Consider the following 13376-nt stretch of genomic DNA (forward strand, 5'->3'; position numbering starts at 1 on the left):
CCCTTCTTATTCTTTAATTACGACCCATTTATTCGTTCTACTGTATTTCCTTGGGGAAGTACCAAGAATTAAAGGAACCGCATCTAATTCCTTTCGCCGAAATCCAGCTGTGTAAAAATAAGAAGAAGTTATAGGTGTATCTTGATCCGATATTGAGGCAAGTACCTTTAATACATTTTGCAAATGTTTCCGGTTATCTCCATTTTTTATATGTAGCAAACCATTATCTTTCACACTATTAATCCATACTTCAAACGAACAGTTTTGCATAAGAAGTTGTTTACATATGCCTGCTGTTAATTCAATTAATTCTTCTATATCATTTCGCAAAGAAACACCACTTTTATTTTGCAAGTTGAGATAAATCGCGTATTTATCACATTGTGTTCGCTCATACTTTTTCGCAGTTATCGTCCCTGTTTTCGCTGTTGCACTCCAGTGGATGGAACGAAAATCTTCATTTTCATAAGACTTTACTCCCATTACTTTCGTTTCATCATATAAGGGTGAAGACATCGCTTTTCGAAATCCTCGTGACCATTCTTGTAATTCAGGAACTTGTATTTTCGGAACAGCTGGTAAGACTAAATAAGAGGGCGTATCAACTTGTTTATATGTTATATGGTTCGTTATAAATCCAAAGAGATCAGTAATAACAATTTCAACTTCTTCCCATTTCGCGATGCCTCTTTTTAACGCTACAGCTTGCAAATCAAATGAAACTGACTCCCTTCCTTTTAAATTAAAATTCATATAATAATTTGAACCTGTACTATGATTTTTGTTTATTTCATCATGATTCCAAGTTAGCTTATTTTCACATTTAAATCGAAATACGATATTAAGAATAGGAAATATCGACTTGTTTGAAATTTTCATTTTGCACATATTCGTTTCACCTATAAAAACGTTCGAATTCCCTTGACTGTATTCCCATTCAACACGAGATACTTTACGTATATATACATGCATAGCACCTATTAAAATTACATATAAAAATACGAGAGATAAAAACAGTAGATTACTTGAAAATACACTTAAAATAACGGCTACAACTGACATAACCCCCATTACGAAAGGCTCCGCTAAAGGTGTATACACAAGCTGTTGATTCATTGTACATTCTCCACTGGCACACTAATCGTATGAAGAATTTCTTTCATAATTTGTTCTTTCGTCGTTTTCATCTCTCCCTCAATCGTTAACGTTAAACGATGAGCACAAACGGATGCAGCGAGCGTCTTAATATCATCTGGCGTACAGTAATCTCTTTCATTTAATATTGCCCGTGCTTGAATTGCTCTCATAAATGCCAACGTTCCCCGAGGGCTTACACCAATTTCAATTAACTCATGGTTACGAGTTGCTTCAATAATTTCAAGGAGATAATCTTGCACATCATTCCCCACTAACACTTCTCTTGCACGCTTTTGCATCGTAATAATTTCTTCACTTGAAATAATAGAATGTAACGTTTCTAATGGATCATTCATTTGAAACCGATTCATCATTTCCTTTTCAGCTTCTCCCCTAGGATAACCTTGGCGTATTGTGAGTAAAAACCGGTCTAACTGAGCATCTGGTAACGGAAATGTGCCGGCTGATTCGAGTGGATTTTGCGTTGCTATAACTAAAAAAGGTTCTGGTAATGAATGTGTCTGTTTCGCAATTGTAACAGTACGCTCTTCCATAACCTCAAGTAACGAAGATTGTGTTCTCGGTACAGCTCGATTAATTTCATCCACTAATACGATATTTGCAAAAATAGGACCTAACCTCGTTTTAAAATCCGATTCCTTCACATCAAAATATTCAAGACCAATAACATCTCCAGGCAAAGTATCCGCTGTAAATTGTATTCTTTGAAATTTAGCGTCCACACTTTTAGCCAAGCTTTTCGCTAACGTTGTTTTTCCTGTCCCAGGTACATCTTCTAATAAAATATGCCCCCTTGCTATAAGAGCTATAGCTGCCAGTTCAATCGATTCATCTTTTCCTATAATAACTTTCGAAATATTATTAGTAATCTTCTTTAATGTACTCATATAGTATCTACCACCTTTAAATTATCTAAAAATTAAGAATATATTTTTTCCAAATTATAACATGTAATTCGAAGATGAAATAGAGTGAAAATGAATCTTTTATTTTTTCTTCATTGCACGCAAAAAAGCACCTATTGTCGTATATTGACAATAAGGTGCTTAACTCACGTAATTTTCATATTGGGTATTTAACACCTTATATACATTCACTATCTTTCTATTTCACTCCAAATATCAATATCACTTTCATTTAAAATCAATTTAATTTCGTCTTTCTCAAAAACTACTAAATAATTATACGGTAAAGCTAGTACTTGAATAATTGCAGGTTTCATTTTTAATAATTCGTAGGCGTATATGGTCTCTAATTCTCCTGATACTTCTTCATTAATAGGACCTATATACCAACCCGAATCACCTTTATCACAACCACTAGATCTTTGTAAATAAAGCCCTTCTTGTTGCAACACATTTTTCGCTATCCCAACCTCTCTAGCTGCAGCAATATTGTCTTCCTGCTCTTGTAAGTTCAATTGTTGTTCTTGCAAAGTAAATTGTTTCATCTTGGTTTGCCAGCTTGTACTTCTATAATCTCTTGAGTTCGTCTCATTGTTTCTTTAAAGAATCGACATTGATTTCTATTAGATATCCTAAGTACACTCATACTCTCATCTGCCTCTTATTCTTGCAACCAATTTCGTGCCACTGATGAACACCCTTTACAGGTGTTAAAAACATAGAAAAACCTTGAAAAGCATGTATGCCAATCAAGGTCTCAGTTTATATACCACCTATTATTTACATATTCCACTTTCCCATACTCTTTTTCCGTCAGTTAAAAACACTGCACTTGGCGGATCATCATAGAGAGAAATTTCAACCAATGAACTTTTTTCTTGTATCAACCAATTATATACAATACCTTCGTTAGTAGAAGGTTGAGATAAAATATGATTTACTTGAAATGCTGTTGCATAATATTCTGCGTATGCGGGGTCATCATCATCTAATCCATTGTCTGTCTCATAAAATGTGTCTGTTTTGCCTATAATTCTCAACCCACTGTTCCACTCTAATATGATTTCTACACCTTCATGCTCTGTTAATGTTTTAAATAAAGAATCTGCTTCCATAGACATCCTCTTTCTTAATTTTATTCTGATGGTTTTGCTGGTACTATATGGGCACCATCTTTTCCATAATGTATCATTCCTCTATTAGTCTCTATATATTGTCCGGTCACAGTGTCATAGTATTTACCTATTGGTTTACCAAAGTCCACTCTTTCTTTATTTTTGGTAACAGTGGTTCCTTTTCCGGCAAACTTATCAAGCAATTCTTGCGCTATTTTATTATCACCATAGAAAATGCTCTTATTTTTTCCATTTGCTAATTCTTGTTTATAGTTCGGTGTATCAGGAATATGCTTTTCTTGAGCTCCTGCTTTCACTTTTATTGGATAACCATTTACTTCACGGTATGGACCTTTAGGTACAGAATCTTTTCCATAAGAAGGTATTCGATTACTCGCACCCTTACCCCCACCAGAAGACTGAATTTTTTGAATAGTAACCTTAGTATTTTGAATCGATTTATCCCATACAAATCCACCATGTGCAAAAAGACTAGCCCCAGCAGCTGTTGCTGCTATATCTAATGGGATAACAATTGGTGACGCTAACCCGCCAGTTCCTACTTCTGCCACGATAGTTAAGAAATTAGATCCGCCTATGAGCGAGATACCTTCAAACATTTCTACAATGGACCAGACTATTGATATAACATTTCCAGCCAACCTTCCAGCTTGGTAAGTTGTCTTACTTTCTAATTTATCATTCTCATGTGGTTGTAGTCCAAAAAAGTTTTCTAGTGCTGCATCACCAGCACCTTGAAAAAATTCGATAACTCCATGCAAAAACGTTTGCGCATAAATGGCTGTTTTTTCATACCATGATCTATTGTCTTCCTGCTCTTGTAAGTTAAATTGTTGTTTTTGCAAAGTAATTTGTTTCATCTCGGTTTGACGAGCTGTTTCTTCTATAATCCCCTGAATCGAACTCACCCAATCCATATTCAACCCTTGTGTACTAAACGTACCACTCACAGGACTAAATCCTTTCCCACTTTGCACTTCAGCGAGTCCGGCTGTGATGCTAGCTGCTAATTGGAGAGCGGTGCTGTAGTTGTTGCTGGATGAATGATTGAATTCATATAGACGCTCTAGTTTTTCTTCTAGTTTTTTTCTCATTGTACCTAATACCGTTACAATTGCACCTACTCCGGGCATTGGTGTAAGTACTTCTATTGCTTCTATACTTGTAATCGATTGATTGGCATGTCTCGTAGAGTAAACTGCTACGATAATCCAGTCGTTGAAAACTTCTTCATATCATGAAAGAGAATTGTGGAAGCACTTCATCATTTGAAACTTTTGTTTTGGTATTTTTGAATATATAATTCACCGTACCAAATATTGTAATTCCGAAATAAAAAGCACTTGTTGCTTTTAGTCGGCAATCAAGTGCTTTAAGTTAATCTGTTTATTAAGTAGGATTATTTGGGGAAATTTCCAATTAACTTTACAATATCTTTAAAACTTACGAATTCATTAGTTTCATGTTTATTCCATTTATTTATATTCTTAGCCCACTAATAGCTATCTCGCCTAGTTATTGTTCTTATATTCAAAAGAATTACCTCTCTTCTTTGCACAAATATAAGTATTGGCCAAACTTAGGGAATGCATCCCAATTTCTAGATACATCATCTTTTATCTCTCGCTCTTCTACTTCTCCAGTTTTAGAATCTTTTTGCTCCATAGCAATATGACCATTTTCTTGATACCCCAAAATCATACTTTTTAACTGTGTATCCCCGTCATATTCCCAATACATTATTGTCCTTAGGAATAGTCTATTATCTTCTTTAACAATAAAATCGTAGTGTAAATATTTACGAAGAAAATCATCAAAAAAACTTACCGATACCCATTTCTCAGTGACATTTACTAAATACTTTGGCTGCTCTCCATCACTAAGAACAGCAGTATAAGAATGACGATTTTCATGAAGTGTCTTGGCTGCATTCTCATCAATAATATTCCAAGGCTTCTTTTTTATATTAGACCACTTATCACAATAATAAATTTCCATTAATTATACACCTTCCCATTAATATCACGAATAATAATCCCTTTCTCATTCGCCTCTTCAATAATTTTTTGTGGAACTGGCTTTGTTTGTACAGGGATTTCCAAAATTAACTCTCCATCTAGTCGACCACCTTTTAAAGCATTAGGATTAAATTTGCCTGAAGAAATTTCTGAACCGGAAGAATACTTTTTAGTAAACTCACTTAAATAACTTAATGCCGTCTTTTCTTTTACTTCAGCCAATTGGGTAAATTTCCTCGAGACAATTTCTTCACTCGGAATATAAGAATCTACAACATATTTCTTCCCATTGATTTCCTTTGCCTCTAACTCTACTTCATTATAAGGATATCGAGGACGATTTTCCTTATTAAATCTATTCCCTGCTTCCCATTGCTTTTTCACAAAGTCCGGTATTGATTTCTTTTTAGATAGTGTTTCACCCGTACCCTTACCACCATCTTTAGACTTCGCAAACTTATAAAAAGCTTCTAATAATTCGCCTTGAGGTATTTTGGTTACAATAGTTCCACCAACACTAGAGAATGCATAGGAAGCATTTCTCTTAAATGATTGTAACATTTCAAGCGTAGGCTTCAATTCTTTTGCTAGTTTTACTGCATTAGCAAATGTACTTACTCCACTTGATGTCTTTGCGATATGACCGATTTTATTTAGCGCCTTTGACTTATTTACTTCTCCTACATAATATATATACTCTGAAATACTCTACTTAATTTACAGAACCATTCGTAAACACAAAAATAGTGGCAGTTGGATTCTCCAAACTACCACTATTTTTAACCTCTTAATTCATTAAATTCCGTATAAATTAGTTTTTCAACGTTACTCATGATACACAATGTTTTAATTTGCTTATTATAGAACTTCCTCTACATCAACACTCTCTATCTTCACTTCATACATATTTGGGATATTTACTTCTTTCGGTACCCATGCATAATAGTCTTGATCATTCTCTAACATAAATTGAACTAACTTTGTTTCTGATCCATTCCAGAAATTTTTAAGATTATCAATGTAGTCTTCGAAATCCTCTTTATAATCCAATTGTAATATATAATCTCTTACCGTCAGAGCAAACACAATTAAACTTCCTAATAGATTTTTTTGCTCATTTTCTTCTTCATACTCTTGTGGTAAGAACCACACTTGACCTATCCCTATCGTTTTTTTGTATTTTTCATAAAAACTACTATCGTCCATATTATCATAGTCATGGATCAATTCATTGACCAATGAATGCCATTTTGGCGGAATAATGTTTTCCAATGCAGGATTATGTTCAATTCCTTCTACTATATCCTCGATTTCTTCTGTCTCATCTTCATAGTGATATTCACTTAGGTCTATATGCTTAAATTTCATTTCATTTTTATAATGTGCCAAATCATATGGATAATGATTATTATCTTTTAAACTTGTATCATCAAGTTCGAGTATCTTTACTATTGCAGCTGTCTCAAAGCTCCAATACCCTACATATCCAGGTTCTTTATGCGCATTTTTCCATTCATAATCATAATGGCCTTTAAACCATTCTTTCTCCATGTACGTTTGTAATCTTTTAGATGCTTCTTTTTTATCTGTTTGTGCAAGTTCTATAATCTCTCTCGTTTTTGCATATGGATTTTCTTTATAATATCTGTTCGTCATTTTTGTGTATCCGATATCACTAGCGCATAAGAGGAAATCGATTACTGCATCGTTCATATTTTCTTTCTCAACTAGCTTAGCTAAACTTACAAGATTCTTTTTCTCCGTCTCTAATAAAATCCCTAGAGATATCATCCAAATTAGATTTAAATATCCAACTTCATTTTCCCCTATATGCCTCAAATCAATAAGAGCGTTGTCAAAATCTCCTTCTATTGTATGGATAGCTTCTCCTAGGGAATATTTTGCAATAATATCCTCTAACTCATAATTAAAATTTAATAGATACCTTCCTTCTATAAGACTTTTATTATCTTTAGCCTTTCTTTGAATACCATTCCTTTCATCTTCTTCAAAACTTTTAATCTCCTCTCTATTTTCCTCAATAAACTCTTTATTATATTCTATTCCTTCTCTACATTTTTCTTCTATACATAAAGGATCTCTCATACTATTCAATTCCTCCTAGTGCCTTAAATTATGGCCATTCTCCAATTATGTCTCCCTTTGCATCTATTCTAAATGTTTTCACATTTCCACTACTATCAACCTTTGATAACACTCTCTCAACTTCCTGATCTTGTAATGCTTTCGTAATCTTTGATGCTAATTTTGCATCTCCATCAACGGCCTTCAATATTCTACTTTTTCGGGTCTTCGCACCATTCAACCAACCATCTGACATTTGTCGTCCATCTTTAGTTTTCCCCAATTGTGAACTACCAAACTTAGCTTCATCAATAACATATTTGATCTTTGATTCTGCATTTGCATTTTCGTATAATCCATCAATCCCTTTTACTATTTTATCATTTATGCCTGATGGTGTACTTTTTCCGACTGGCTTTAAATCAAATCCAGCTTCTTTTAAACTTTGATTATTCAATAAATTGTCACTAGATTTTATTTCACCATAATTACCTTTTTGCTTATTTGTAGCTGTTTTTGCATCAAAATTGTCTACATTTGTATTTTTGTTACTGCTAGGTTTACCCTTACCACCATCTTTAGACTTCGCAAACTTATAATAAGCTTCTATCAATTCACCTTGAGGTATTTTGGTTACAACAGTTCCACCAACACTAGAGAATGCATAGGAAGCCTCTTTCTTAAATGATTGTAACATTTCAAGCGTAGGCTTCAATTCTTTTGCTAGTTTTACTGCATTAGCAAATGTACTTACTCCACTTGATGCTTTTGCTCCTTTTGTGATATGGCCTATTGAAGATTTAATTAAATCATTCAATTAATTTCTATATACAGATATAAATAGAAGGTGATAACAATATGTTTATGAATTTACTAACATTCAATTAGATATTATGGATATTTAGATAAAAAAATCCAGTGATAATTCATAATTCGTCTGCGTTTCAACATCTCGTACATATTTCCTAATTAGCTCTTACATCTAGCTCACTGGATCCATTACCAACATTACCCTTATACCTACTTTAATACAAACTAAAAAATCCACAGTGTTAAAATTTATCACTGTGGATTCCAACATTTATTTTTCTTGGCAATGCACCATATCATAAGGGTAATATGAACTATCTTTCAAGGTTGAATCATCTAATTTTAAAATTTTAGCGATTGCTCCACTTTCAAAACTCCAGTAACCACTATAAATGTCATGTTTATTTTCATGTGCATCGTACCATGCTTCTTCTAAATGTCCCTTATACCAATACTCCTTTATATATTTCTCTAAATTTTTTATAGAATTCTCTTGTGAAATTTTATTACTCTCAATTACTTCTTTTAATTTGAAATATGGATATTTTACATAAAACTCACTTTGCTCATAAAAATCTGATGGCTCACTATTTCTAAAAGCAATAAAATAATTAATCAGATAATCATTTAATCCTTCTTTCCTTACCATTGCTATTAGTCTATTAAATTCTTTATCTTCAACATTTAGCATTACTGCTATAGATATCATCCATAACATACGTATATATCCACTTTCTTTATTCCACACTTTTTCCATTATATTTATTACTTCAGGTAAAAAATCACGAATAGTTTGGATAGAACAACCCGCAGAGTACATTGCCCTTAATTTATTAAAATGATACCCTTGTAACACTATATATCCATTCTTTACACCTTTATCATCTTTGCCTCTTTCCTCAATAACCTTTTCAACCAATAATAAAAACTTTTCTATTCTCTTTTCCTCATAATTGATAAATTTGTTAAAATATATATCATTTTTGATTTTATCCCTTAGCATAATTTCTTTTCCACCTTTTATACTTCAAGAATTTTCTTCACAATCGTTCCGTCAGGCATAACTTGAATAACAATTCTTTGAACATTTTCTGGATTCAGCAACATCTCTTCCACAATTTCATCTGCTTTTTCTTTTGACAAAGTACTATCTAACCTTTCACTTCCAAGAATCCAATCTTCACTCATTTGCTTACCATCATTTGTTTTTCCTAATTTGGATGTGTTATACTTAGCCTCCGCTATCACATACTTAGGTGGCGGAGATGAATTTTCATATACAGCATCTATTCCCTTAACAATTTTTTGATCTAATGTTAATACACGATCATCACTAATTCTAGTATATGTTTGACTTTCAAAAAAGTCATCCATCTTCATTTCACCATAATTTCCTTTACGCTTCGTTGTTTTTAAAGCTACTTCGCCACTTTCTACTGATTCTATTACCGTACGTTGTTGTGCTCTAGCTGCTTCTAATGTTTGGGCTACTTTTCTAGATTCCTTAGCTATTTCACCAGTTTTACCCTTACTACCATCTTTAGACTTCGCAAACTTATAATAAGCTTCTATTAATTCGCCTTGAGGTATTTTGGTTACGATAGTTCCACCAATACTAGAGAATGCATAGGAAGCCTCTCTCTTAAATGATTGTAACATTTCAAGCGTAGGCTTCAATTCTTTTGCTAGTTTTACTGCATTAGCAAATGTACTTACTCCACTTGATGCCTTTGCTCCTTTTGTGATATGGCCTACTTTATTTAGTGCCCTATCGCCTAATATTGTGGTAGCTATTTGTGTTAATCCATAGGTAGTCAATTCTGTACGACTCTCTGCATCTCCCTCTATCATATCTCGTTTTATTTTATTTGAAAATGCATGCCACATATTTTTTGCAGTTTCATCCAAATGGAAAAGTGCATAGGCTACATTAATAAAAGTTCCTATGTCCATATTACTTAAAGCTATTGCGGACTCGATTTCATCACCAACAGCTTTCCCCGATCCTCTTTGAATAGCTTCCCACATCTTTTTCGCTGTTTCAAACGTGCTAACTATACCGTCTGCCGCATCGTCCCAAGCATTTCTAACCGGAGATTTCTTCTCAATTATGTTATTTGTTTCTATATCTTTAATTGACTGATCATTTTTTCGAGCTGTTTCTTCTATAATCCCCTGAATCGAACTCACCCAATCCATATTCAACCCTTGTGTACTAAACGTACCACTCACAGGACTAAATTCTTTCCCACTTTGCACTTCAGCGAGTCCGGCTGTGATGCTAGCTGCTAATTGGAGAGCGGTGCTGTAGTTGTTGCTGGATGAATGATTGAATTCATATAAATGCTCTAGTTTTTCTTCCAGTTTTTTTCTCATTGCACCTAATACCGTTACAATTGCACCTACTCCGGGCATTGGTGTAAGTACTTCTATTGCTTCTATACTTGTAATCGATTGATTAATTCCCCTTATTTGTTCTCTTATTTCTTGTTCAATCACATCTGTCGAAGCAACTTTCGCTTGGAACTCATTTGGAAATGCTTCATTTTGGCGAATTAATTCTTCACATAAGCATATGATTCCTTGCGCTAATGGCCGAAATGTTTGGACAAGGTAGGCTTTTGCACTACTGTATGTTTGTCCTTGTAATACTGTGTCTATCGCAAAGGCATCAATAGATTGAATGGCTTGTTCCATACTTTGAATCGTAGCATTACATATAGCGTTCATACTTTGAGTTTGACTTTGTACTTCTCCCAAATACATGTTTAAACTCATGTATCGGCCTCCCTTTGTAGTTGCTGCTGTTCATAGGAAAGGTCGTTTTCTTTCTCGCTGAGATGCCGTTTTTCTTTAAGCAACGTCTCTTTTTCGTTTTCTAATTCGAATGTAAGTTTTCTTTCGTACTGCCCGATCTCTTGCCGCATATTCGTAAAAAGGTGAAACACTTCTTTGTCACCATACCAAGTTTCTAGTATTCGGTTAAATAAACGATTATTTCTATTTTTCCATTCATGAAAACTAGCCTCAGCTCGTTCTTGATGTTGCAGCGCCATTCGGTTTTCATTTTGTTCTTCAAATATAATTCGTAATTTTTGATTACATTGACTGATTTTCGTTTCAATTTCTTGACTCATCTTTTCTCCCTACCTTTTCCCCTTTACGTAGGCTGTTACATTATTGAAAAGTCTTTTGAAGTCCGGTATCCATTTTCTCAAATTCATTTGCTACGGAATGGATATTATCAATCGTTTGTTGAAAAGCAGCGCAAAATTGTGTCGTGATCTGTAAATTTTGTTGATTTGCTTCTTGTGCTTTAAAGTTCACAGATAGTGTCGTACGCGTTGCCTTATTTATAGAGCGACTAGTAGCACTTTGCATTCGATCTGAAGCATTTCTCATTTTCGTTGCAAGTTGCGTTGCCCTATGCAAATTACTTTGAAATTCTCCCATCACTTACTCCCCTCTACCTTATATTTTCAAGAAAATTATACCATGGAAAAATATTCTAATAAACCGAATGTTCGAATTTAACATACAATTCACCACTATTATTGAACATAATTTCAACATAACTGTGTCGAAATTATGTTCTACTTATACAAAAAAGATGACTTCAGCCATATGCTAAAGGCATCTTTTTCTACCTTATTATTTTACTAATTCTCCATTATAAGCTTTTATATTAAGCGGAGCAGTTAAAAATTGTGCTGCTTTACTAACGAAAGATGTGAAGTGTTCACTCGTATTATGGCTCGCAACTGCTGCTTCATCTTTCCATACTTCTACCATCGTATAAACACTTTCTTTTTCTGTATCTTTATATAAGTCATAAGATACATTTCCACTTTCTTCTCTTGAACCGTGAATGAGTGGCTGAATTTCTTCTAAAAATGCTTGTTGTTTCGCTGGATCTACTTGAAATATTGCGTGAATAATAATCATGGTGCTTCCCCTCTCATCTTTCACTTATTGAAGTTCTTTTATAAAATTATTTCCACTCTGCAACTTTTTCAATTGGAAGACGTACTGATTGGTAACCACTGTCTGCAGCTTTCCCGATTGAAATTAACATAACTGGTACGTAGCGTTCTTTATCTAGTCCAAATGCTTCTGCAATTTGGTCTTTTTCAAATCCACCAATTGGACAAGTATCATAACCGTGCGCACGAGCTGCTAGCATAAATTGCATTGCTACAAGACCACCGTCAATTAATACTGTATCTTTCATTACTTCTGGTGTAACCATAGAGAAGTAAGCTGAAAGTTTTTTCATTTGATCTTCTTTTACTTCTGCTGGCATAAGTCCACGCTCTACTGCTGTACCGTAAATTTCTTCTGCGTTATCAAAGTTGTTTAAATCACCAAATAAAGCAATCATTGCTGAAGATGTTTCTACTTGAGATTGATTGAATTTCGCAAGTGGCGCAAGTGTTGCTTTTGCTTCGTCACTTTCAATCACAAGGAATCTCCATGGTTGCATGTTTACTGATGATGGTGCAAGTGTTGCTTCTGTAAGAATTTCTGTCATTTCTTCTTTGCTAATTTTCACTGAAGGGTCGTACTTACGAATTGAACGACGTCCTGTTAAAATTTCGTTAAAATCATTTGTTTTTACTGAGTTAGTCATAGTTGTATTCTCCCTTTTTTATAATTCTTTTATATTTTCTTGAATGTGATTTAACATATTTAAAAGATTATCGCGTTCTTCCTCACTTAATCCTTTAAATGCAGATGTTGCAAAACGTTCTTTTTCCTCTTGAAACGCTTGAATTTTATTTCGTCCCTCTTCAGTAAGAGAAACTAACGTAATTCTGTTATCATCTGGATTTTTACGTCTTACAATCATTTCATTGGCCTCAAGCTGCTTTAAATGCCTTGTTATCGCAGCATTATCAATATTCACTTCTTGCTGAAGTGCTTTTTGACTAATTTCACCTACTTCAAATAATTGAAGTATAAGCTCTAATCGAGACTGGCTCATACCCGTACACCCTTCAAATTTCGAACTTACTTCTTTATTTAGAAAGTGTAATTTATATAAAATAATCGCTTCTTTTGAGCATGAACTTGTCAAATTAACCCTCCTTTACAATCAAAATAAAAACATTTGATGTATCAATAGTTGATATGTCAATTAATATAATCTATATCGATTTAGAATGCAAGCATTTTGTTTTTATTTTATTTTTTCCAAATTAAGGCGCTTTGTAGCGTTACAAATAATGTTAATTGCACTATAATAATACTAATTTAAAGAACTG

General features: G+C 33.8%; 14 protein-coding genes and 2 pseudogenes. All 16 read right to left on the reverse strand.

Features of this window, described 5'->3' with window-relative positions; genetic code table 11:
- Positions 1-6: 6 nt before the first annotated feature.
- Positions 7-1116 carry a DUF58 domain-containing protein gene (locus MR143_RS08940; RefSeq protein WP_001075944.1) on the reverse strand — a complete coding sequence of 370 codons (1110 nt, stop codon included), beginning with the start codon at positions 1114-1116 and terminating at the stop codon, positions 7-9.
- Positions 1113-2045 carry an AAA family ATPase gene (locus MR143_RS08945; RefSeq protein WP_199717590.1) on the reverse strand — a complete coding sequence of 311 codons (933 nt, stop codon included), beginning with the start codon at positions 2043-2045 and terminating at the stop codon, positions 1113-1115. The genes MR143_RS08940 and MR143_RS08945 overlap by 4 nt, the downstream gene beginning before the upstream one ends.
- A gap of 209 nt (positions 2046-2254) precedes the next feature.
- Positions 2255-2608, reverse strand: a complete 354-nt coding sequence (locus tag MR143_RS08950; RefSeq protein WP_199717591.1) for an immunity protein Imm33 domain-containing protein — start codon at positions 2606-2608, stop codon at positions 2255-2257.
- A 231-nt stretch (positions 2609-2839) separates the two neighbouring features.
- Positions 2840-3178, reverse strand: a complete 339-nt coding sequence (locus MR143_RS08955) for a hypothetical protein (protein WP_000387012.1) — start codon at positions 3176-3178, stop codon at positions 2840-2842.
- A gap of 20 nt (positions 3179-3198) precedes the next feature.
- Positions 3199-4386, reverse strand: a pseudogene (locus MR143_RS08960) (polymorphic toxin type 50 domain-containing protein); the annotation flags it as partial.
- Between the two features lie 352 nt (positions 4387-4738).
- A complete protein-coding gene (locus tag MR143_RS08965; RefSeq protein WP_000409335.1) occupies positions 4739-5197 on the reverse strand; it encodes a hypothetical protein in 459 nt (152 codons plus the stop codon).
- A pseudogene (locus MR143_RS08970) lies at positions 5197-5880 on the reverse strand (cytoplasmic protein); the annotation flags it as partial. The gene MR143_RS08965 and the pseudogene MR143_RS08970, both read right to left, overlap by 1 nt.
- Positions 5881-6075: 195 nt before the next feature.
- Complete coding sequence (locus tag MR143_RS08975) at positions 6076-7323, reverse strand: PoNi-like cognate immunity protein (protein WP_199717592.1); 1248 nt, start codon at positions 7321-7323, stop codon at positions 6076-6078.
- Between the two features lie 28 nt (positions 7324-7351).
- Entirely contained in the window at positions 7352-8119 is a 768-nt protein-coding gene (locus MR143_RS08980) for a hypothetical protein (RefSeq protein ID WP_202822186.1), read from the reverse strand.
- A gap of 264 nt (positions 8120-8383) precedes the next feature.
- Positions 8384-9115, reverse strand: coding sequence for a PoNe immunity protein domain-containing protein (locus MR143_RS08985; protein ID WP_242280708.1), 732 nt, complete (start codon positions 9113-9115; stop codon positions 8384-8386).
- A gap of 17 nt (positions 9116-9132) precedes the next feature.
- Positions 9133-10890, reverse strand: coding sequence for a T7SS effector LXG polymorphic toxin (locus tag MR143_RS08990; RefSeq protein WP_202822187.1), 1758 nt, complete (start codon positions 10888-10890; stop codon positions 9133-9135).
- Positions 10887-11249, reverse strand: a complete 363-nt coding sequence (locus tag MR143_RS08995) for a DUF3958 family protein (RefSeq protein WP_000076588.1) — start codon at positions 11247-11249, stop codon at positions 10887-10889. Before MR143_RS08995 ends, MR143_RS08990 begins: the two co-directional genes overlap by 4 nt.
- A gap of 40 nt (positions 11250-11289) precedes the next feature.
- Positions 11290-11565, reverse strand: coding sequence for a TIGR04197 family type VII secretion effector (locus tag MR143_RS09000; protein WP_000503629.1), 276 nt, complete (start codon positions 11563-11565; stop codon positions 11290-11292).
- Positions 11566-11763: 198 nt separating this feature from the next.
- Positions 11764-12057 (reverse strand): putative quinol monooxygenase, encoded by a 294-nt coding sequence (locus MR143_RS09005; RefSeq protein WP_000583805.1) that lies wholly within the window; start codon positions 12055-12057, stop codon positions 11764-11766.
- A gap of 46 nt (positions 12058-12103) precedes the next feature.
- Complete coding sequence (locus MR143_RS09010; RefSeq protein WP_000185374.1) at positions 12104-12742, reverse strand: nitroreductase family protein; 639 nt, start codon at positions 12740-12742, stop codon at positions 12104-12106.
- 18 nt (positions 12743-12760) lie between these two features.
- Positions 12761-13189 carry a MarR family winged helix-turn-helix transcriptional regulator gene (locus MR143_RS09015; protein WP_000204163.1) on the reverse strand — a complete coding sequence of 143 codons (429 nt, stop codon included), beginning with the start codon at positions 13187-13189 and terminating at the stop codon, positions 12761-12763.
- Positions 13190-13376: the final 187 nt, after the last annotated feature.

It is taken from the genome of Bacillus cereus group sp. BfR-BA-01347 (genome assembly GCF_022663835.1).
Lineage (GTDB): Bacteria > Bacillota > Bacilli > Bacillales > Bacillaceae_G > Bacillus_A > Bacillus_A thuringiensis_K.